The organism is Roseimaritima multifibrata (genome assembly GCF_007741495.1).
Classification (GTDB): Bacteria; Planctomycetota; Planctomycetia; order Pirellulales; family Pirellulaceae; genus Roseimaritima; species Roseimaritima multifibrata.
The window spans coordinates 3,247,452-3,269,652 of the sequence record NZ_CP036262.1; the positions used below are offsets into that span (position 1 = coordinate 3,247,452).

17 protein-coding genes are annotated in these 22,201 nt (G+C 54.8%); 10 read left to right on the top strand and 7 right to left on the bottom strand.

All coding sequences use genetic code 11. The features are described 5' to 3' along the window. Positions 1 to 637: 637 nt before the first annotated feature. Complete coding sequence (locus FF011L_RS11830) at positions 638 to 2,107, bottom strand: hypothetical protein (protein WP_145351863.1); 1,470 nt, start codon at positions 2,105 to 2,107, stop codon at positions 638 to 640. A gap of 326 nt (positions 2,108 to 2,433) precedes the next feature. On the opposite strand from FF011L_RS11830, the gene FF011L_RS11835 reads away from it, so the two are divergent. Further along, complete coding sequence (locus FF011L_RS11835; protein ID WP_145351864.1) at positions 2,434 to 3,381, top strand: DUF1571 domain-containing protein; 948 nt, start codon at positions 2,434 to 2,436, stop codon at positions 3,379 to 3,381. A 276-nt stretch (positions 3,382 to 3,657) separates the two neighbouring features. Here FF011L_RS11835 and FF011L_RS11840 read toward each other — a convergent pair whose 3' ends face one another. Then, positions 3,658 to 4,140: a hypothetical protein gene (locus FF011L_RS11840; protein ID WP_145351865.1), complete on the bottom strand. Its 483-nt coding sequence runs from the start codon at positions 4,138 to 4,140 to the stop codon at positions 3,658 to 3,660. A 33-nt stretch (positions 4,141 to 4,173) separates the two neighbouring features. Between FF011L_RS11840 and FF011L_RS11845 the strand changes: the two genes are divergently transcribed. Together FF011L_RS11845 and FF011L_RS11850 are read left to right on the top strand one after the other, a co-directional pair. Further along, positions 4,174 to 5,232 (top strand): threonine aldolase family protein, encoded by a 1,059-nt coding sequence (locus FF011L_RS11845; protein WP_145351866.1) that lies wholly within the window; start codon positions 4,174 to 4,176, stop codon positions 5,230 to 5,232. Beyond that, entirely contained in the window at positions 5,229 to 6,875 is a 1,647-nt protein-coding gene (locus FF011L_RS11850; RefSeq protein WP_218933157.1) for a hypothetical protein, read from the top strand. The genes FF011L_RS11845 and FF011L_RS11850 overlap by 4 nt, the downstream gene beginning before the upstream one ends. Positions 6,876 to 7,132: 257 nt before the next feature. Here the strand turns inward: FF011L_RS11850 and FF011L_RS11855 are convergent, their stop codons facing one another. Continuing rightward, positions 7,133 to 8,122, bottom strand: coding sequence for a hypothetical protein (locus FF011L_RS11855; protein WP_145351868.1), 990 nt, complete (start codon positions 8,120 to 8,122; stop codon positions 7,133 to 7,135). A 307-nt stretch (positions 8,123 to 8,429) separates the two neighbouring features. Between FF011L_RS11855 and FF011L_RS11860 the strand changes: the two genes are divergently transcribed. After that, positions 8,430 to 9,926 (top strand): GSCFA domain-containing protein, encoded by a 1,497-nt coding sequence (locus FF011L_RS11860; RefSeq protein ID WP_145351869.1) that lies wholly within the window; start codon positions 8,430 to 8,432, stop codon positions 9,924 to 9,926. Between the two features lie 31 nt (positions 9,927 to 9,957). Here FF011L_RS11860 and miaA read toward each other — a convergent pair whose 3' ends face one another. After that, on the bottom strand, positions 9,958 to 10,914 hold the full coding sequence (gene miaA, locus FF011L_RS11865) for a tRNA (adenosine(37)-N6)-dimethylallyltransferase MiaA (RefSeq protein WP_145351870.1): 957 nt from the start codon (positions 10,912 to 10,914) through the stop codon (positions 9,958 to 9,960). Positions 10,915 to 11,100: 186 nt separating this feature from the next. On the opposite strand from miaA, the gene FF011L_RS11870 reads away from it, so the two are divergent. The 5 genes from FF011L_RS11870 (at position 11,101) to FF011L_RS11890 (ending at position 17,972) form a co-directional block, all read left to right on the top strand. Further along, a complete protein-coding gene (locus tag FF011L_RS11870; RefSeq protein WP_246109880.1) occupies positions 11,101 to 13,647 on the top strand; it encodes a peptidase MA family metallohydrolase in 2,547 nt (848 codons plus the stop codon). After that, positions 13,644 to 14,486, top strand: a complete 843-nt coding sequence (locus FF011L_RS11875; RefSeq protein ID WP_145351871.1) for a DUF4159 domain-containing protein — start codon at positions 13,644 to 13,646, stop codon at positions 14,484 to 14,486. The genes FF011L_RS11870 and FF011L_RS11875 overlap by 4 nt, the downstream gene beginning before the upstream one ends. Positions 14,487 to 14,497: 11 nt before the next feature. Next, positions 14,498 to 15,160 (top strand): ABC transporter ATP-binding protein, encoded by a 663-nt coding sequence (locus tag FF011L_RS11880; protein ID WP_145351872.1) that lies wholly within the window; start codon positions 14,498 to 14,500, stop codon positions 15,158 to 15,160. A 172-nt stretch (positions 15,161 to 15,332) separates the two neighbouring features. Further along, positions 15,333 to 16,640 carry a sulfatase family protein gene (locus tag FF011L_RS11885; protein WP_391560933.1) on the top strand — a complete coding sequence of 436 codons (1,308 nt, stop codon included), beginning with the start codon at positions 15,333 to 15,335 and terminating at the stop codon, positions 16,638 to 16,640. A 726-nt stretch (positions 16,641 to 17,366) separates the two neighbouring features. Beyond that, positions 17,367 to 17,972: an NfeD family protein gene (locus FF011L_RS11890; protein WP_145351874.1), complete on the top strand. Its 606-nt coding sequence runs from the start codon at positions 17,367 to 17,369 to the stop codon at positions 17,970 to 17,972. 429 nt (positions 17,973 to 18,401) lie between these two features. Here the strand turns inward: FF011L_RS11890 and FF011L_RS11895 are convergent, their stop codons facing one another. Further along, complete coding sequence (locus FF011L_RS11895; RefSeq protein ID WP_145351875.1) at positions 18,402 to 19,052, bottom strand: tRNA (adenine(22)-N(1))-methyltransferase; 651 nt, start codon at positions 19,050 to 19,052, stop codon at positions 18,402 to 18,404. A gap of 69 nt (positions 19,053 to 19,121) precedes the next feature. Here FF011L_RS11895 and yacG point away from each other — a divergent pair, with 69 nt between their 5' ends. Further along, entirely contained in the window at positions 19,122 to 19,289 is a 168-nt protein-coding gene (gene yacG, locus FF011L_RS11900) for a DNA gyrase inhibitor YacG (protein WP_391560934.1), read from the top strand. Positions 19,290 to 19,316: 27 nt separating this feature from the next. Here the strand turns inward: yacG and FF011L_RS11905 are convergent, their stop codons facing one another. Together FF011L_RS11905 and larE are read right to left on the bottom strand one after the other, a co-directional pair. After that, positions 19,317 to 20,909 carry a serine/threonine-protein kinase gene (locus tag FF011L_RS11905; RefSeq protein WP_218933158.1) on the bottom strand — a complete coding sequence of 531 codons (1,593 nt, stop codon included), beginning with the start codon at positions 20,907 to 20,909 and terminating at the stop codon, positions 19,317 to 19,319. Next, positions 20,906 to 21,814, bottom strand: coding sequence for an ATP-dependent sacrificial sulfur transferase LarE (gene larE, locus FF011L_RS11910; protein WP_246109881.1), 909 nt, complete (start codon positions 21,812 to 21,814; stop codon positions 20,906 to 20,908). Before larE ends, FF011L_RS11905 begins: the two co-directional genes overlap by 4 nt. Positions 21,815 to 22,201: the final 387 nt, after the last annotated feature.

Consider the following 22,201-nt stretch of genomic DNA (forward strand, 5'->3'; position numbering starts at 1 on the left):
CCCGTATTAATTCAGGTTGGCCTGCGAGGCGGTGGTGTTTTTAGAGTCGCCTTTCGCTCAAATCCCAATCCGCTGCGTACGTTTTGATGTTGCGCTTTTGGGAGTTGGCTACTTTGCTTCCGCCGGGCTTGTCCCGGTCCGGGGCAACAACTGGCAGCTACCCCCATGCCTCTTTGCCATTTCATCCTTCTCCGCCAGCCCCAAATCGCCTAGGCGATTTGGGGCTGGCGGAGAACAGCCTTTTGATCGCCCAATAAGGTAGTTGCCAGTTGCGAGTTCGCCGGGGCAAGCCCGGAAGCGGAACTCTTGATGCTTGGAGCTAAAAAGGTGCTGGAATAGTCGAATGATTTGAGGCATCAGCGAGAGTGCGGAAGACAGGACGATTGACCACAGCAATCACCTCAAAAGCGCAACCTCAAAATGCGTAAGCGAGGGATAACGGTCTGCTTATTCTATCCCTGGCTTACGCAGCGGGTTGGGATTTGAGCGGAAGGCGACGATCACTGAATCAGCACGTCGCGATCCGCGCGGCAAGTTCATTCGGTTTTCTATGCGGTTGCCGGACGTCTCGCGCCGTTCCGCTAAGAAAGTCGATGCCGTTGGGCTTCCGCGTTGAGGTGGGCTGGCGTCCCGTTGTTTAGCGGGCGTTGGAGATTTCGAATTCGATGCTCGACTGGCCGTATTTTTTGCCTTTCAGATCTTCCATGGTAAGTTCCATTCGGTACTTGCCATCAGCCAGTTGGCTGGGAAGGTGTAGACGATAGGCGATGAAGTAGTCACGTCGGTAGTTGTTACAGACCTGTTGGTCCGTTGGCAAAACCTTTTCCGCAATCCGTTTGCCAGAACTATCGAAGATCTCGTAAGAGCCTTGCAGTTGTGTTTCGTAGCCGGTGCTAAGCCGCTCCGCTGCGAAGCTATCGACTTCGCTGTAGAGGATGACCTGTTGTCCGGGATTGAACCGCATCGAATCGAACGTCTTAATTCGGCCGTACGATTCGACGTCGGTGCAGAAGGCAAGGTTGCGTACTTCCAATGTTCCTGTGGCTGCAGCGAGGTGGCTGACCGCTTCACGCAGTTGAGGAAGTGCGGTGGTCCATCGCCGTTGGGGGACTGGGTGACCTTGTGGGTCGATCGCGGTCCAGAGGGCTAGGACTTGATTGCGGAAAAATTCCTGTTCGCTGCTATCCAGTCCTTCGATCGGTTCGACCGCTTCGTCGATGCGACCTGCAAGCACCAGTTGCAGGCGATACCGCATGGCCTGCCGCATCTTGTTCGTGTCGTTGTCGTCCGTCGGGGCCGCCGACATCTGTTCCAGCAGGCTGGCCATCAAAGCCGCTTCGGAAACGGGGGCTTTGGGGGCGGCGGGCGTCGGTGTGGCTAGTTCGGCGGTAGGTTCGGTGGGTGCTGGCTCAATCGGAGATTCCGGCTGAGGTTCTGGGACGCCGGCGGGGGCTGCAGGTGGTTCGGCAAGGTCGGCGACTGTTTCTGTCGTCGCGGACTCGCTGCTGTGCGAAGTCGGCACCACGAATCCTGAAGCCGCGATTTCGTCGCTGATCGCTGTTCGGAAGGCGTCGGCGTTGGGGGCTGCTTGTTGGCTCTTTGAATCTTCTTTCATTGCGTCTGTAATGTTCGCAATGGTTGTCGTTTCGTTTGGCAGTTCTAGCGGCCGGTCGAACGGGTCGAGGTCAAGATCGGATTGTGTCGGCAGGTCGGGTAGCGGGTTGACCTTAACGTTCGATTGCTGCGATGCCAGCATCCTCCGGCGAGCCGCTTCTTGGACTTCGGGACCGGCATTCTGGAACGCTTGAAGCAGTGCTTCTGAATCCGCCAATGTCCCGCCGTCGATCGAGGCATGGGTATCGCTCAAGCTGGAACTAACCGCTGTCGATTCCGGAACCGCTGGCTTTTGACGTTCGGCCAAAAGGGTTCTTGGCTGTTCCGCAGCCTGTAGGGCTTCGGGACTGTTTTCGGTGACACGGACCGATCGATCCGCTAGTGGGCTTTGGCAGCCACAAGAGAAAACAATCAAAAGACCGCAGGTCAAATAAGCAGTAGGACCGCTGGAGTGCATCCGTGCCTCACGCAGTGGGTGTTTTAAGAAACGCAACGTCGCGGAAACTATCGAAAGCGTGCCGTCAAAGCAATAGCGATACCGCTTGTCGTTTGCTAACAATCACCAAGCTGGATCGTATTTTGGCCGCCAAAACGCTAGCAAATTGACCTGCCAAATGTTTTTTATTTTGACCTCCGTCGATTTCGCGTGGCTGGCAGAAGCGAGATGGCGGTTTCGGCGTCCTGGTTGGCCTTCGTAATCTGCGTAAATCTCCATGGCAACGGATGCCGGTATTTTGCTAACTACGAACTTCATTCCGTATCAGTATCGCTCAAGCCTGGGGATTCTCTCAGGTCACCAGTTTTTCCAGGAGTTCAAGGATGGCTTTCCGGCAAGATCAATGGCGTCGTCAATTTGTGACCGCGTTCATGCTAATTGGTCTTTGTTCCAGCTTGGGATATGCGCAACCTTTGCCAGGGCAGCAGCCTGTTTTCCGTCAAGCATACGAATCCGCTCCCGAACAAGAACGGAATGCCGCCGATGCTTCGCCGGTCGCTGCCAACCAAATCGCGTTGGCTGCAAACACAAAAATCCCCGAATCGACCGGAGCCCATCCTCTTGAGCCTGCGTTGAAGATGGCCCGCGAAAGCTTGCAGCATATTCAGGGTAACGTTGACGATTACACCGCGTTATTTGTCAAGCGATGCCGAGTCGATGGGGTGCTGCCTGAAATGCAGTACTCCAACGTCAAAATTCGAAATCGCAAAGTCGAAGCGGGGAAAATCAAGGTGCCGTTATCGGTGTACATCGATTTTCTAAGACCCGCGAAGGTTCGTGGACGCGAAGTGATCTGGGTTGAAAACAAAAACGATGGAAACATGGTCGTTCATGAGTCTGGGCTAAAGAATTTCATGAATGTCAATTTGGCTCCGGATAGCTACCTCGCAATGCGTGGGCAGAAACACCCGATTTCAGAAATTGGCATCGAGAACCTTGCCGTCAAACTTATCGAAACCGGTGAACGCGATTTGCAGTATGACGAATGCGAAGTCAAATTTTTTAACGACGCAAAAGTTGGCAAAGAAGTTTGCACGATGCTACAGGTGATTCATCCTGTTGAACGCGCTCATTTCGATTTCTATTGTGCACGGGTCTACTTCAGCAATGAACTGAACATGCCGATTCGCTATGAGTCTTGGTCATGGCCGGAAACTGCCGATGGGAAGCCTGTCTTGGAAGAAGAGTACAACTACGTCAATGTTAAAGTGAATGTCGGTCTGACCGACAACGATTTCGACACGGACAATGCTGAATATCGATTCTGGTAAAGACCGTCCATTTATCCTGCGGCGCCCATTCAGGTCGGACCGGCTGAAGCTTTGTTTGGACCGCTTGGGAAAAAGTCGCATCTTGTTTTGCACAAGGATTGTTTTCGGACGCTACTGTCGCTGTAGCGAAAGCGTCTCTAAGTGATTGACAGGGTTCGTGGGACTGCAGGTGATTGCTTGACGTGTTCCGCCTGGGAGCCGAGCGTTTGGGGCGATTCGATCCAGTCGAATGGATCCCCCGACGAACTTCCAGTCCCCGGCTGGAATGCGAAACGCCTACACGATTTCGTCATAGACGGATACTTCGTCGATCAGCAGTTGGAATCGGCGAAATTTCAGCCGTGAATCGAAATCGATCTGCAGTCGAGCTGGGTGCAGCGTGATCATCGAATCCGCTGTCCCGTTAGGGGAGGCTATCGGAGATCCCTGTTCTTGGCAGACGGGGATTTGGAAATCGATAGTTCTCTGTAAGGTGAGCCAGCTGATCTGCGACCAGAGTCTTTGCCCATTCAGCGAAATGCGTTGAAGGAACCACCAGCCGTTGTAGATCAGGATCCCCGTAAACGGACCGGATAGCTCGATCTCGCGGTAGAGGAATCCACCTTTCCGCCTCAGGGCGTTGTCGCCGTAGATCACTCCCTTGTGGATAACCGAAGGCGGACTCTGGTAGGGATTGGATGACGAGCTGGGGGACATTGCTGCTTCGGGACTTGGGTGGTGGTTTACAAATGGGCTTTGTTGACCAAACTGGTGCATCATCCGGTCCCTCGCCGACAATGTCTAGGAGTTTCTATGATCGATCTTCGTAGTGATACCGTTACCAGACCAACCGCCGAGATGCGGCGAGCCATGGCGGATGCGGTGGTGGGCGATGATGTGATCGATATCGATCCGACCGTCGCGGCGCTTCAAAGCGAAACCGCGTCGCTACTGGGAAAAGAAGCCGCGTTATTCATGCCCAGCGGTTCAATGGCCAATCAAATCGCAGTCCGTGTTCACTGTACACGAGGAAGCGAGTTTCTGTGCGAGGCCGATTGCCATATCTATCAGTACGAACAAGCTGCGTTTGCACAGTTGTCGGGGTTGGTGGCCAAAACCATTCAGGGAGACAGTGGTATTCTTCTCCCCAGCCAGCTGAGTGACCAGATTCGTCCGCACAACGATCATATGGTGCGGACGGAAATGATCACTCTGGAAAATACGCATAACCGAGGTGGTGGCACGATTCAGCCATTGCAGACGGTGATCGAAATTTGTGAATGGGCGGAGAAAAACGGACTTCGGCGCCACCTCGATGGGGCTCGGCTTTGGAATGCGATCGAAGCGACCGGCGTCGATGCGAAACAGTGGGCCGACCCATTCGATTCGGTGAGTGTCTGTTTTAGCAAAGGGTTGGGAGCCCCGGTCGGGTCGGTTTTGGCCGGTTCAAAGCCGTTTATCGCCGAGGCCCGTCGGACGCGTAAATTGTTCGGTGGTGGAATGCGTCAAGCCGGTATTATTGCCGCCGGAGCACTGCATGCGCTTCGGCACCATCGCCCGCGACTGGCCGTTGACCATCAGCATGCTCAGCGTTTGGCAGCGGCAGTGGAAGAATGTCCCGGCCTTTCATTGGGCGCCGCCGGGGTTCAGACCAATATCATCTTCGCTTTTATCGATCCGGCTTGGGGAACGGCGAAACAGCTGGTGGACCTGCTTCGTGAAGAACAGGTTGCGTGTATGGCAATGTTGCCCCAAGCGATTCGTCTGGTGACTCATATGGACGTTGATTCAGACCAGATCGATCGAGCCGCCGAGGCACTGCGAAAAATCATGGCTTCGGGGCCGGGAAGTGACGCTTCCGGATGCAAGTGAACGAAGCTCCGGATTTTTCGCGAAGGAGACTGACGCTGCTTTCTTTGGGGTTGGCGGTGTTGACGGTTGCCCTGCGCTGGTCTTTTTGCCACGAAAGTTTGTGGGTCGATGAACTTCATTCGGCGTGGGCTGTGTGGGATGAATTGGCTTTGGTGTCGGAGCGAAGTTCCGCGGGGAATCAGACCCCTTGGTACTTTTGGGGGCTGTGGGCTTGGAAGCAAATCTTTGGAGGCTCCGAAGTCGCTTTGCGGGCACCTTCCTTGTTGGCCAGTGCGATTTCTGTATTTGCGATCACCTGGGCGGCCGCGGTTCATTCGCGCCAATTCGTTGTTGGCTTGCTGGCAGGCGGCTTGCTGGCCGTTGAATTCCGCGCGGTCGAATTCGGCACGGAGGTTCGCGTCTATGCGCTCTTGATCGTGTTGTCGATCTTAAGTGCACGTGGATGGTTGACCGTTTTAGAAAGTTCGGAAAGTAGTGACGCGGTGGAAACGCCGTGGTCGCTGCCGTGGTTCCGCAAGGTTGCGATGATTTGGCTGCCTGGATTTGCCGCGGTCCTGCTCCATCCGACCGCTGCGTTGACCGTTGGCATGTTGGCCGCAGTCGGCGGTGTTTTGGGCATCACGACGCAAAAAAGAGTACGAACGGCGATCTACGCCGCCGCAGGAAGTATTGGGTTTGTGTTGTTGGCACTGGCTGTAAACGGGGTTGCGGTTCGTAACGTATGGTCGATTCGTCATCAGTGGGCTCAATTCGCGATCCCGCGATCAGGGATTGAACTATATCGAATGTGGCCGTGGCAACTTGTCATTGCGGCGGTTCTCGCTTTGATTGTCGTCGTCGTCGGTTGTCGTGTGTTCTGCGGGAATAGGGCGAAAACCGAAGGGACAAAACAACCGAAATCAAACGCAGCGCTGTTGTGCCTGGGGACGGTGCTGGCAGCGACGACGCTTTGCTGGGTGGTTGCCTTTTTGGAATGGTTGCCAATGTGGCATGTGAGGTATTTGATCGGGTTGTTACCCCTGATGATGTGGGGGACCGCGGATCTATGGGGAATCGTATTCGCGAAGATGAATTGTACGCGGATGCGGTTCTTGACTGCTTCAATGAATGGAGCCATCGCAGTCTGTTTGGTGGGATGGTTGGTTCATAGCCAAGGGACATGGTGGCTGTGGATGCCGACCAAACCAAATGTCCCCAACGTTGTCTTGCGAGGCGAAGATTGGCGAAGTGCGATCGCCTGGTTGCAAGATCACCGTCAAGCGAACGAGCCTGTCTACCTGGGGGCCGAGCTGATTGAATCGAGTCTGTTGACCGATGGAGTCGAAGATGCCTCCGCCGATCGCTTAAAGGAATACCTGTTGTTCCCGACTTCAGGTCCGTATGCAATCGACGTGAAGGAGCCCCTTGGTTTGGCGTTCCTCAGCATGCGATCTGATTTAAAACGGATTCTAGCTCCGTCGCCGCAGCAAGGGGTGAAAGTGCGATGGCTGGTCTACCGCATGGACGAAGCCTCTGTGGAACAGGCCTACAACCAAGCAAACCTGCCCGACATCGCCAGCCCAGCGATCGCCCGAACGAACGGGGCAACCGAAGCATTTGGCGGCGTCACGATCGTCCGCTTAGAAACGCAAGCGGAAGAGTGAACGCGGTGACGTATTGCCGGACTGTCCACGCTCTGGCGAGCGTAGCGACTTTTTAGTGTTGCCTTTCGCTTCGCAAAAGTAGCATTCGGGGAACGTTCTTTCACGCAGTGAAAGACGACTATCACCAAATCAACAGCCTCGATGCAGGATGTTGTTAACTGCGTTGGCTGTAAAAGAGCGAAGGCCAAAACTCTCCAGGCAGATCTGTCTGCACCGGAAAGGTTTTGGCCTTCGTTGGTTCGAATTGGCGTCGCGGATTATTTATGCGATACGCAGGATGGACTGGCCGATGGGCCGGCGAACGATGCGGAGACGCTTGCGCTCAGGTCCAGGTCGTATTGAATGCCGTCGCGTGTGTAGCTGAGCGAGTAGTTGAACGACTCACTCCCTAAGCGACCACCAAGGATTGCTGCGACTGGGTTGGAGTATCGAGTGAAGCTGCTGAAAAGGTTGGCAAACCCGTTCGAAGCACCACCGAAGTTACCGCCTCCGTAAGATCCGCCACCGGTGTACGAGCCGCCGAAGCCGCCCGAGTTGGATGAGCCGCCGCCGAAACGTCCGGCTCCGTATCCAGCGTTTCCGTAAGCACCAGCGAAGGAGCTTCCGAAGAATGAGCTTCCGTAGCTGTGGCTATTGAAGCTACTTCCGGTGTAACCACCGAAACGTCCGCCTTGATGGGCGTGCCCAAAACCGCCACTGCGGTAGTGACCACCGATTCCTGAAACGGCAGCAAGTTTGCTGTAGTGATCGCTTTTGCCCCAGCCGCTCTGACCGTGGCCGGAACCCTGTCCGACGCTCGATCCTTTGCCGCCGCTCCAGCCGTTCGACTGACCAAAACTTCCGCCTTGGCTATACGAAGGAGCGTAGGTGGTGCCGACGTATTTAGGCTGAAGATAGGTTGGCTGCTTGTAAATCGGGGCGGCGACATAGGTCGAGTAGACCGGCTGCACGACCGTCGAAATGACAGGCTGGATGATCTGCTTGATCGGCTGAATCACCGGTTGGGTGATGTGCTGATAAATGGTTTCCGTTTTCGTTGGCAAAACCTTTGTCGGCAACGTCGTCGACGAACCGGTGCTGGTTGAACCGTGCGATTTGGAATAAGACGACTGGTCTAGAAGTCCTAACTTTGCTTTTGCCAACGTGTTGATGCCAATGGCATTGGTGAGAGACCCGGTAGCCTCTGCAACCGTTGGAGCGGCAACCATGGCTGCCGTCGCAAGCAGGAAGGTGATTCTGGATTTCATTCTTGTGACCTTAGTCGTTTAACCGGATCGAGCACTTAATCAGTGCGTGGTCCGGTGCAAAAGCTGTGGTTTCATGATGGCTCCACAAAATGTGGAGAGGTTAAACCTTGCAGATAATGTAAACCAGTTAAAACAGGAGTCAATCGTAGAATAGGTAGAATCGCGACAATCGGATGATTGGGGGCAGGCGATTTGTTGTGAAGGATGCAAGATTTCTTCAACGATCTCCGCTTTGGCCGCTAGAATTGTCCCTCGACCGAAACGCTCACGGGACGCGTTTTTCACGCCTAAATGCTAAGTTTTAACCATGCGAAGGGAATCGGCCGCGACGCCTCATTCGTTCAAAAAGCGGATTCTCTTCCGTTTTTTGGCTGTCTGTGTGGCGCTAGCCCCTTTTGTGGCGGTGGAGTTGGTCCTGCGAATCTGGATGCCACTTCCTACTCGGCAATCCTTTGGTGGGGTGGATGATGACCCCCTTGTCGATTTGCATCAGCTTCGGCCCCTTTTCGAACCGTCGCCTGATCGGACGGAGATGCAAATCGGTCCGCAGCGGAGCAACTTTTTCCAGCCCGCCAGTTTTCAGCAAACCAAGCCCGAAAACGGTCGACGGATTTTTGTACTTGGGGGATCGACCGTGCAGGGACGTCCCTACGCGACCGAAACAGCATTTCCGAAACTGCTCGAAATTGAACTGTCGACTGCCTTTCCCGATATCGACTGGGAAGTAGTGAATTGTGGCGGAGTCTCCTATGCGAGCTACCGCTTGGACGTCATTGCCGCAGAGGTGCTGCGTTACGCGCCCGATGGACTGGTCGTCTACACAGGGCACAATGAATTCTTAGAGGATCGCACGTATGCGGGTTTTCATGCGATCCCTCGTCCCCTCGCCCGTGGATACGCGTTCGCTGCAAGGTCGGAATTGGTGCGACGCCTGGCCTGGATCGTTCGCCCCTCAGACGATCAGGAAAGGGCGGGGACCGCTGCGCTAATTCCTGAGGAAGTCGACGCACGCTTGGATCACGCTGGCGGATTGCAGGATTATCAGCGAAATCTAGACCATCATCGATCGGTTGTCCGACATTTCGAATTGACGCTGCGGCGGATTGCCGACCGCTGCCACAGGGCAAACGTCCCCCTTCTCTTGTGTGTACCCGCTTCCGACATCGTGGAGACCCCTCCGTTCAAGTCAACGCTTCCTGCCGACACGACGCCTGCGATGCAATCGCTTTGGCAACGGATGCATGATCCGGATCAATCGCCGGAAGTTCGCCTAAGGATGGCCGAACAGATCTTGGTGACCGATCCCGAAAACGCTGCGGCGAATTACTTGCTGGGGCGAGCAGCTTGGGAGCAAGAAGATTACGAAAACGCGGCTGCCTATCTGCTAAAAGCTAGAGACTTTGACGTTTGCCCGCTGCGGGCAACTTCTACGATGGAACAGATCGTTCGGAATGTGGTCCGCGAAGCCCCGAAGGATCAGGTTATTCGCCTGCTTGATGTGCCGCAGCTGTTTGCCAGCGAGGCATCCAACGATGTTTGTCAGCCCGCATTGTTTGTCGATCACGTGCACCCTCAAATTCATGGCGGCCACACACGAATCGCGGCGGAACTGTTCACACAGCTGAGCAGTATCGGTCCGCTTGGGCTGACCTCCTCAAAGGCTTCTTCCGAAGATCGTACGGCTGCGGTCAACGCCTACCTTGGCGGGATCAACGAAGCCTACTATCACCGCGGGAAGCAGCGGATCGAAGGGCTAAGGATGTGGGCAAAGGGGAGGGCGGGCGGCGACGGGAGCGACCGGTAAGGTAAAGCGGATGTTCGGTCGCGGACGTTCGCTACGACCGTTGCAGGCTTGAGAGGATTTCATCGCGAATCGCTTCGACAGAGGCTTGGTTCTCGATCGCGACGGTCGTCGTTTCCCCTAAACTGCGGAGGAAGGTTTCCTGCCTTCTGGCAAGCTGCCGCGTGTGGGCTTGAACCCGTTCGATCGTCTCATCCAGATCGACGCCATCGTTCAGATGATCGATCACTTCGGCGTACCCAACGGCCTGCGTGGCGGTATGGCTGAGCGGTTTCGGCGATTGAAGCAGACGTACGGTTTCCTCAACCAAGCCCGCTTCAAACATCGCGACGACGCGTTGGTCGATTCGCAGATGGAGCTGTTCTCGCTGACGCTGGCAGGCGAACACGCGGCACTCGGTCGGCAAACAGCGCTGCTCATGTTGCAGTTGGCGGTGGCTGAGCGGTTCGCCGGTCAGGAATGCGACTTCTAGGGCGCGCGTCATGCGGCGGACATCGTTGGGATGCAGGCGATGTGCGGAGAGGGGATCCACTTGGATCAGGCGGTTGCGAAGCGCCTCCAGGCCGTAGGTTTTTACATCGGCTTCGATCTGTTGTCGAAATTCCCAGTTCGCTGGCGGCCCCGGATCAAAGCCTCGCAAGATCCCCTTTAGATACATCGGTGTCCCCCCCACAAAGATCGGAGTCCGTCCGCGTTCTAGGATGTCCGCGACCGCTTTGTGGGCGGCTCGCAGATAACACGCCACGCTGAAAGGCTCGGTCGGATCGACAATGTCGACCAAGTGGTGGGGAACGGCGGCTTGCTGGGCGGCAGTCGGTTTCGCCGTTCCAATGTCCATACCGCGATAGACCGCCATCGAATCGAGCGACAGGATTTCTCCGTTTAACGATTCTGCCAACAACATCGCAAGTTCGGATTTGCCACTTGCGGTTGCACCTGTAATGACCCAGCACTTGTCAATTAGCGGAGGAAAGACGTTTGGGGCGGTCATGAGCTTGCAGTTCGTCAAGATTCGTATTGTCTGCCGAGTCTGTGAAACGCCAATCTTGGACGGGGCGCTTCAATTGTTCAAGTCTGGTTGACGGCGTTCACCCTGACAGTCTGTATCTACGGTACACTGGATGCTAGGTCGCGGGACGGTTCATCCGGGAGGCGTGCTAAGTGAATTGGAGAGCGAATGCATAGGCGAACTTGTTCCATTCTAGTGGTCTGGCTAGCCCTTTCTTTGGGGGGGATTGGTGCCGCCGTTGTCACGGCCGCCGATTTTGGCGCGGCACAGTCTCACTTTGATGCCGGTGAGTACGAAGCTTGCAACGAAATTGCCGCCGATGCGGTGGAGGCAGGGATTTGGAACGTCCGCTGGCCGATGCTGCTGATCCGTTGCCAGCTGACAACGGGCCAATACGCCGAAGCGTTGGAGACGTTCGAAGCGGCCAACAAACGGTTCACCTTCAATGCCTTACCCCTGCAAATCATGGGGATCGAAGTTTACCGGATGAATAACCTGCAAGAGCAGGCGGAACAGGAACGGGCGCGGATCGAAGGAAAAATCCGCCAGTCCCTGGGACGTTTCATGAACAAAGACAGTCTGTTGGCGATCGGACGGTACCTCGCAGATCAGGGGGAAGATGCACGGAAAATCTTAGAACTCTTCTATGACCGCGTGATTGAAAGCGATCCGAAATTTGCCGACGCGTACGTTGCGGCAACCGAGTTGGCGTTGTTGAAAAATGATTTCAAACTGGCGGCCGAAAATATCGAAACGGCGATCAAACTAAGTCCCGATGATCCTCAGCTTTACTTCTTAAAGGCGAAGGCCTGGGAACCGACCGATTCCCAGCAGGTAGAAGCAGCCCTGCAAATCGCGCTGGACAAAAACCCCAAACATATCCCCAGCTTGTTGTTGCTTGCCGAAAGAGCCATCGATGGTGAGCAATATCCTAAGGCGGAAAAGCGATTGGCCGAAATTCTGACAATCAACCCTCGCTTCCCCCAAGCGTTTGCGTTCCGAGCGGTGATCGCCCATCTACAAGGGAATGAAAATCTGGAAAAAGAAGAACGTGCGGCGGCGTTGGAAATCTGGGAACAGAATCCCGAAGTCGATCATTTGATCGGCCGTGAATTGTCTCAGAAGTACCGGTTCGCCGAAGGGGCTGAGTATCAGCGGCAGGCGCTTGTGCTGCAGCCAAGCTCTTCGCGGATCGCGTTTCAATTGGCTCAGGACCTTCTTCATTTGGGCGATGACGAAGCGGGCTGGGCGCTGGTCGAACAGACTCAGGAACAAGACCCCTATAACGTCGTTGCCTTCAACTTGATCAAGCTGCATGACGCGCTGGCTGACTACGAAGTGCTGGAAGAGGATGGCATTTTGCTGCGAATGGATAAACGCGAAGCCGCCATCTACGGCGATCAAGCGATGCAGTTGTTGCAAGCTGCGAAAAGCACCCTTTGTGCGAAATACGAAGTGCAGCCGGAGAAGCGTGTCATCGTCGAAATCTTTCCAAGTCAAAAGGACTTCGCGATTCGGACATTCGGTCTGCCTGGTGGCGAAGGGTACCTGGGAGTCTGTTTCGGGCGTTTGATCACGGCCAATAGTCCTGCATCGCAGGGGGCGGCCCCGGCGAATTGGCAATCGGTGCTATGGCATGAATTCTGTCACGTCGCAACGCTGGAAAAAACTCGCAACCGAATGCCGCGATGGCTTAGTGAAGGTATCTCCGTTTACGAGGAACGGCAGCAGAACCCTCGCTGGGGCGAACAGATGAACCCGGTCTATCGAGAGTGGATCCTGGGTGAAGAATTGACGCCTGTTAGTGAACTGAGCAACGCGTTTTTGACGCCCAAAAGCGCACTGCACGTTCAGTTTGCCTATTACCAGTCATCGCTGGTGGTCGATTTCTTTGTCGAACGCTATGGGCTGCCCGCATTGCTGAAAGTTCTGACCGACCTGGGCGCGGGGATGCCGATCAACGAAGCCCTGCAACGTCACTCGGGGTCGCTTGATGCATTGAACGCGGAATTCGCCGCTTACGCAGCGGAGATCGCAAACGCATACGGTCCCGAAGTGGATTGGGAGCGACCCGAACAACAACCGCTCGATTCGGAGCTGGCAAAGGCGTTGCTAAAGGAATCTCCGGACAACTACTGGGCGCTTCGCTTTCTTGCCAAACAAGCGGTGTCGGAACAAGACGCTGTCGCCGCTGCTCCGTACCTGGATCGATTGGATGAACTGCTTCCAGAAGATGTTTCCGACGGTTGTGCAACAGCGCTGCGAGCGGAACTGGCCCAACAAGTCGGGGATGGACCGAAGGAGCGTTCGTATCGTCAGCATTTGGTTGATCACCGTCCGGCGGACCTTGTTTCGCTGCGTCGTTTAGCAGAATTGGCTGCGGAGGAAGAGGACTGGCAGGCGGTGCGGAATGCTGCGGAAGCGATCCTTGCGGTCCAGCCTTTGTTACCCGATGGGCATCAGTGGTTGGCTGATTCTGGACAAGCGAACGAGCAGCCCGCCGATGTGGTTCGCGGCCTGCAAGCGCTTTCGAATCTGGATCCGGTCGATCCGGCGGGACTCTTTTTCCGCTGGGGAGAGGCTTTGCTGCAAATCGACCAACCGGCTGCGGCCAAACGAAAACTACTGATCGCTTTAGAGTATGCGCCTCGCTATCGCGACGCCTATCGGTTGCTGGATACTATTCCCTCGGAAGTGGAAAAGGAATCGCCATGAATCTATCTCTTCCTCTTATTTCCAAGCGATTGCTTGTGGTCGCCTGTTTAGGGATCGGGCTTACCGCCGCGACCGTGGTTGCCGTTGCCCAACGCGGCCGATTTCGCTCCGATTACCGAAACGTTGGTCGCAATGGCGTTCCTGATTGGGACGTTGATCGTCAGATGGAAATGGACACGTTCACGTTTGCACGCGTCCGGTACAATTCTTTCGGTCGAAGGGGGGGCTGGGACGTTGACTACCCCGACAGTGATCTCAATTTTTCACTCCGTTTGCAGCAGTTGACGTCGCTTAAAGTGAATCCAAATCCAAAGGTCTTGGATTTGACCGATCCAAAACTGTTCGATTACCCGTTCCTATATCTGATAGAACCGGGCGCAATGTTTCTTTCGCCGCCCGAGGTCGCTGCGCTCCGAAGGTACCTGCTAAATGGCGGTTTCTTGATGGTCGATGATTTTTGGGGGGACCAAGAATATGCCGTCCTCGCTGAAAATTTGAGCCGTGTGTTCCCGGATCGTGTACCCGAAGAAGTCCCGCTGGAACATGACATATTTCATTGTGTGTATGACCTGAAGGAACGTCCTCAAGTCCCTTCGCTGAACGCGGCCCGCCCTGGCAATTTTCATGGTGAATTTCGCCCTGGTTCCGATACCAGTCGAGCTATTTATCGGTCGATCACCGATGACGAGGGGCGGATCATGGTCTTCATCTGCCACAACACGGATCTCGGCGATGGCTGGGAAAGGGAAGGGGAGGACGCTTGGTACTTCGAAGAGTATTCGGTAAAAAAGGCCTACCCGATGGGAATTAATATCGTTACTTACGCCATGACTCACTGAGCCACCCGCCGATGCTTTCCGCGAAAAATATCTTCAAATCCTATCCCACCCCTGCGGAACCGCTGGAAGTCCTGCGGGATGTTTCGCTGGAATTGGACGCGGGCGAACGTTTGGCGATCGTGGGGCCAAGCGGTGCAGGCAAAAGTACGCTGCTGCAGATTCTGGGGACGTTGGATGCACCGACGTCGGGGACGGTGCAGATCAACCAAACCGATCCTTTTCAATTGTCCGAAACCGAGCTGGCTCATTTTCGTAATCGCCAAATCGGATTCATTTTCCAGGACCACCATCTGCTGCCACAGTTGACCGTTTTGGAAAATGTATTGATCCCGGCGCTGGCCATTGGCCGTCCGTCAGAAGAGACCATTCAGCATGCAACGGATTTGCTGGAAAGGGTTGGATTGGCTTCGCGATCGACTCACCTGCCCGGCGAACTTTCGGGTGGAGAAAAAGAACGTGTGGCGGTGGCTCGGGCGCTGCTGAACCGTCCCACCCTGATCCTTGCCGATGAACCTACCGGCAACTTGGACAGCCATACCGCTCAAGCGATAACCGATCTGTTGCTGAAACTGCAAGCGGAAGAAAACGCGATTCTGGTTACGGTCACTCATAGCAAGGATTTAGCCGCCGCGATGGGCCAGCAGAAAACACTGCTGGACGGACGGTTGTCATGACCGACAGTGGAACGCTGTAAAAAATCTAGTTTCAGATTCAAAACGCATTTTAGGCCCGTTTTCAGCTCCCGTATTGTGTAATATGGGAACTTGAAAACCCGAAGTTTTGTTTCTGAACAAGAGAATAGACGGCGAAAAAATCAGCATGAGTGCAATGAACAAAATCGTTTTGATGGGGGCGTTCCTCTCCCTGTCCGTAGGAAGCATGATGACTTCGGCCGCCCAGGCCGACTCTCCGCCCAACGTGGTGATGTTGATCAGCGATGATCAGGCTTATGACGATTATTCGTTTATGGGCCACCCCAACATCGAAACACCTCGGCTGGATCAACTGGCAAAGGAAAGCCTTACTTTCCGTAGAGGGTACGTCCCCAATAGTCTCTGCCGGCCATCCTTGGCGACGATCATCAGTGGCCTTTACCCGCATCAGCACGGGATTGTCGGTAATGATCCGCCTTATGCGGCTGGCCCCGATTCACCTAAAAACAAATTTGCCGACCCCAAATATTTGCCGATTCGAAACGCTTATCTTCAGCACATCGATCGGATGAATACCTTGCCCGATCGCTTGGCACCATTGGGATACGAGAGCCTCCAAACCGGTAAATGGTGGGAAGGTAATTTCAGCCGTGGCGGTTTCACACATGGGATGACCCACGGCGATCGCACCAAAGGTGGACGTCATGGCGATTTGGGTCTGGATATCAGCCGCAAAGGTATCGATGCGATTGATACGTTTTTGGACGAAGCGGTCGAAAACAAGAAACCGTTCTTCCTGTGGTATGCGCCGTTCCTGCCTCACACGCCCCATAACCCACCTGCTCGCTTACTAAATAAGTACAAGCAAAAGACCGATTCGGTTCCATTGGCGAAGTACTGGGCAATGTGCGAATGGTTTGACGAATCTTGCGGAGAGGTGTTGGATGCGCTTAGTGAACGTCATTTGGATGAAAACACCATCGTTTTGTATGTCACCGATAACGGTTGGATCAATCAGCTGGATTCCAGTCGCTATGCACCCCGTAGCAAACGAAGTCCCAATGAACGGGGCGTTCGGACGCCGATCATGATTCGCTGGCCAGGGCACGTCAAACCGATGATGGACGACAGTTCGCTTGCTTCGTCGATCGATTTGGTGCCAACCGTACTGAATGCTGTCGGGTTGCCTGCTGCCCCAGAATTGTCGGGTATCGATTTGCTGGATCCCAAAGCGGTCGAGAATCGCAAGACGGTTTACGGTGATATCTTTGAGCACGATATCGTCGATATGACCGACCCCGATCCGAGTCTTCGATACCGATGGGTGATTCACAACAACTGGAAGTTAATCGACCCCGCGGCACAGATGAATGAAAAGCCTCAGCTATACAACCTCGCCAGCGATCCCAATGAGGATAAAGATGTCTCGGCATCGCATCCCGAAGTCATGGCGGATCTCCAGAAGCGTCTAGATGCTTGGTGGACTCCGAAGGGTCACTAGGAACATTCAGGGCACGCTTTTGCTGTGTAGGCCGATGCTGTCGATTCGGAGGACCTGCACTTAATCGGTGACGGTTTCCGAATGGGGCGTGAAAGTCCGCGGCGCGACGGGTGCCGTCGTGACAATCAGGCAGCAGGCACCACCGTCTGGCGACGGTGGCTACGGCAGTCACGTAGCTACGCTCGCCAGATCGTGGACCGACCGGCGATACGTCACGGATGGATTTCACGTTCCCAGGAATCTCGCGACAGTGTTGGCTGGCTGGGGAGGCCTTGTTCGGCGAAGGAGACTCGCTGGACGTCTGAGGACGTTGACTTTATTTTGGCGTTATCGGATGCTCTTCTATCGAATTTTCGCCGCGGTGGGGGGATCTCGGTCGTAGAAACAATGGGCAGCTACCGATACCTAGACGCCCAACGCTATTGTCCTCCGCTAGCTTCGATGCTTCAGCGTTGCCGGCGAATCATGTCTCAGGCCGAACGCAGGCGGCCGTGCAAACGGGGCACCGTAGATCTTCGCCGCTTCTTGAATCTTTAAAGTTGCGTAACTGCAAAACCTCAAAAGAACCGTGAATTCCGATCATCGCCGGCTCTGGGATTATTATCTGCCGACGGGGACATTCACGTCACCTGAATCGATTAGTTTAGGGCGTAGGCGTGGCAAATTTTTGCTGGGCCAATACCATTGGTAGTTTGCCGGTTTCACCTAATCACTGCGACGCTGAAAATGTTTTACGTAGTTCTGTTGGTGTTTCTATTTATCGTGCTCTTTACGCTGGAATTTTTTATTCCCAGTGGAGGCGTTCTAGGGATTTTTGCTGCTGCGGCTTTGGTTGCGGCGATCATTATCGCTTTTACACACAGCGTAAACTTGGGCGTCGGCACGCTGGCTATTGGCGGTTTGTTGGTGCCGTCACTCTTTAGTGTGTTGATTCGCGTTTGGCCTCGTACTCCCGTTGGCAAACGGATGCTGAATTCGCCTATCGTTCAGGACCGATCTTCCGAATCGAATCCATTGCTCCATCAGGTGGGGATCGCCAAAACCGATTTGCTCCCGAACGGCAGCATCATTGTAAATGGGCGTCGATTGGATGCCGTCAGTCCCGGCTTTGCGGTCGATCGGGGGGCGGTCGTCGAAATCTACAGCGTGGACGGAGGGCGTATCCATGTTCGGCCAACGGATCGCCCCCTAACGAAACAACAGGGGCCCGATGTTGAAGGGGGAAGTGAGACCGCGTCGATGCACGATAATGGCAGCGAATCACCGCATCCCAGTCTGGAAACCCCTCTGGACGATTTTGGGTTAGAGGATTTCTTGGAACCGCCTACCTAAAGGCTGCAAGGGGGGCCCATTGGGGACGATGCGACGCTTTGCATTTGGTGATTGTCGTCAATCGCTCAGGACGTAAAAAACAATCCTTGGCGGTTCCCCAGTGGGATTGCTGCTGCTGCTGCTGCTGCTGCTGCTGCTGCGCGAAGAGGCATCAAAAAATCCCAACACGCTGCGTCAGCGAGGGATTGCGTTCCCGGTCCCTCGCTGACGCGGCGGGTTGGGATTTCGAAAGCCTGCGAGCTCGGAGAGACAGCTGCTTTAAATGCAATGCCAACAGCTTCCGAGACCACCAACGCGTCACTGATAGATTTGACGTCCCCCTGTGAAAGCTGCAGGGACTATCGTCTGACGACGGTAGCTACGGCAGAGAGGTCGCTACGTCCGCTGTGAGTGAACGCTCCCGCAAAGCTGCTTTCGCGGGCCGGAAGGCTACATTTTTAGGACCTTCTGGATGGCATCGCGACGGTCTGTGGCCTGCTTGGTCAATCGCGGCATTTTGGAAAGATAATTGAATTCTTCGTTCAGCAGGGCCAACCATCGAGGATCGCGTCGCTTGAGCAAGTGAGGGCCGAAGAGGACTTGAATTTCGGGGTTCTGATTGGGGTAGGCCGGGTCGCTGGTTTCGCTCGAACGTTGTAGGACCAGGATGTTGTAGGGCCAGTGTCCAATCGCCAGTTGTTCATCAATCAAGTGGAAATTGCTCTCCAGAGCCCATTGACGCACGTCCTCGGGACACCGATTGGGTTGGATGATCAGGCGGTCCGGGAGCCGAGCGGGAGCGGTTTGCAGGATGCGGACGATCGTGGCAGCTCCCATTCCGCAAATGCTTAAACTGTCCGCTTCGCCCGGCCGCAAACCGAGGACTCCTTCTGCAAACCGGACGTCCGCGTTCAGCCCAGCGAGCGTCGCTTGCGAATTTCGCCAGGGCTGGACTTTGTTTTCAATTGCGATCCCTTGTTCGATTCGCCCGGCCGTCAATAATGCTTTTAACAGATATGCGTGATCCGAACCGATGTCCGCATGAACACGGCAGCGAATTTGCTTGGCAACCGTTTTTAGGCGTTCGTCTAAGCGAGGCATCTGCGAATTAATTCAATGTATTGGAGGAAACGATCAGCGATGGAATGGTCCAAACTACCTGCCACACGAATGGTATGCCCCACCTGTCAACGTAAGTTTTTGCTCGATGAAACGAAAACGCCACCGTTCTGCAGCGAACGATGCCAGATGATCGATTTGGGCCGCTGGCTAAAGGAAGAAAACGGACTTCCTTTTGAAGGGGACCCTGGCGACACACCGGTGGAGTATCGCGAATAAGTGCTTCAGTGTTAGAGTGCTTCAGTATTATTGAGAGGTCGCACGGAGCCGAGTCACTATCGCGGAAGGACCTTTCCGATGGACCAGGTCTTTGTCCAGCGGATTTAGGTCTTTGTAGTACTGATGGAGCGATTCACGCTGTTCACTTGCGTCGGCCGATTCCTGTTGTGCATCAAGTGCCAGCACTAGGTAAGACAATGCCAAGGTTTGGAATACAGGCTGTAGCTGACCATCCTTGAGGATGTCCCGCATCAGTTTTTCCGATGCCTTCCATTCGCCTCTTTGCTGATAAAGCCTAGCAAGTTGAAGTTTGGCTTTGAGCGCGTATTCGCGGTTCGATTCACTTTCGCTGGGCGGATGTAATTCCCAAACCGCTTTCCATGCGGATGGTTGATCAACACTGGCCGCTTCCAAAAACTGGGCGGTTGCAGAATCCTTTACGGTCACCTGAAAAGAATCGGCTGCCAGCAGTTGGCGGATGGATGGCGGAGACCAACTGGCAGCAAATGCGGCTCCACTTAGCAGTCCGATCAGTGGCAATAGCCACAGTATCAGATTCCGCCAAACCGTGGTCCGCTGGTAGTTGGCGTGACTGTCGACCGCATACTGAAGCGCCATAGAAGCGGAGAGCTGGATCGTTGATTGGGAAAGCGATGACGCTTGATTGGTAACCCCCATTCGGATCGCTTCGGAAAGCTGTTGAGGCGTTTGGAAGCGACCTTCTGGATCTTTGCAAAGAAGCTTTTCAACGATGGTTACAAGCCAATTTGGCAAATCGTCACTGGCTCGACCGGCAATCAGACTTGGCGGGGCTTCGTGCAAGTGTTTTACTGCCATCGCAAGTGCATCATCCGCTTCAAATGGAGGCCGACCGGTCAGCAGGTGAAACATTGTGACTCCTAGGGAGTACATGTCACTGCGGATATCAACCGCTTTCCCTTGAACCTGTTCGGGGCTCATGTAACGAGGGGTCCCCATCGTCAACCCGACTTGGGTTAGTTCGGTCACCCCATCGCCCCCTTGCATCCGTGCCAGCCCGAAATCGGCGACTTTGATTTCGCCGCGATTGCTGACCATCACGTTTTCTGGCTTGATGTCGCGGTGAGTGATGTTGGCATCGGCGGCTGCCGACAGGGCCTCGGTGACGCCGATCAAAATCTTGATCCCATCGACAACCGAAAACGCCCCTTCCCGTTCCAGCTGTTCGCGAAGGTTGCGCCCGTCGACAAACTCTTGCACGATGTAGTGATGGGAATTCTGTTCCCCGACTTCAAATACCTGCACGATATTCGCGTGAGACAACCTTGCCACCGCACGAGCTTCGCGGCGGAAGCGTTCGACGTATTTGGCGTCTCTCGAAAGATCGCGGCGCAGTACCTTGATCGCAACTTGCCTACCCAGCGAAATCTGTTGGGCGACGTAGACGTCGGCCATCCCACCACGGCCAAGCCGGCGGAGGATTTGATAATCACCGAGTAGTTGCCCGGTAAGTTCCACACTTCCGTTTTCGTCCTGCGGACTTTTCGGAGGCTCTGCCCTCAATGGCGCATGTTCCGGGGTGACTCCCTTTTCCGGCTGATTGGGGGAGGACCCTTTAGGGTGATCTTGAGAATCGGTCATTCGGCCGCCGATTGGTGAGAGTCCAGGGACGATGGGGGCTTCGCAGCGGGAGGCGTGATTGCGACAACCTGATTTAGATTTCCGCTCCGGAAGCCTTCCATATCGACTGTTACGAATGAAAAGCCGATTTGTTTCAGGGCTTGAACCGTCTTCTGCCATCCTTCCGATTCTAGCAGTTGTGGCAACTGGCGATGGGCAATTTCGATCCGTGCCAAATTGTCCGCGTGGATTCGGACTCGCAGTGGAGAAAACCCTTTCGCCGCGAGAAACGTTTCGGCTTGTTCCACCATTTTTAGACGCTCGGGGGTCACTTCCACTCCGTAGGCAATTCGGCTGGAAAGGCAGGGGGACGCTGGAGCATCCCAAACCGATAGTCCCCAGTAAATCGCCAGCTGCCGGACGCCTCGTTTGTTGATCCCCAGATCGGCTAACGGTGTCCGTACGGCGACTTCACGCCCCGCTTCGATACCGGGACGGTGGTCCCCAAGGTCATCGGAGTTCGTTCCCGAAATGATGATTTCTGTTTGATTTTCTTTCGCGATATCACGAAGTCGCCGATACAACGTTTCTTTACAAAAGTAGCACCGTTGTTTGTCATTGCGGATGTATTCCGGACGGTCGGTTTCACTGGTAGCGACCGTCAGGTGCTGGATCCCGATTTGTCGTGCAACGTCGCGAGCGATTCGCAACTGCTTTGCGGACAGGCTTGGGCTGACCGCGGTGACCGCGATCGCCGATTCAGGCAAGACACGTGCCGCGGCCGCGGCAACGACCGCGCTGTCGACTCCACCGGAAAACGCAATGATGCATTTCCGATAGGTCGAAATATGTCTACACAATTTCTTCGCGATCACCGCGACGGATTCGGCAGAGTGAGAAGCGGACTGCGAAGGAGAAATCGTCACGAATACCTACAGGTCGGAAGACGGATCTGGAGTGGATCAGGAACCGAATCCCTTTCCTATGCGCCGGGCGAAACCGAGTCTTTATGTTAGCACGAATCGCTTTGGTAGGGAGGGTTCGCTAAGCTTCACAAATCGGTTCGGTAGGAAATAGACCGTCTACCTGTAGTGAAGGTCGGGCATCGCGCAATAGTGCAAGGTAGGACCAGACCACCCGACACAACCGTTGGACCCTACCGAGCCGTTTCAAGTTCGCGCCCGCTGCGTTCAACGAACTAGAAATCGAGGGATTGGAGGAAAGAATGGCGGCATTCCAAACCCTCCGAAAACCGCCGCTGACCACAAAGGTAGGGCCGGTTCGCCGTATCGAACGAGGACCTCGGCAACCCT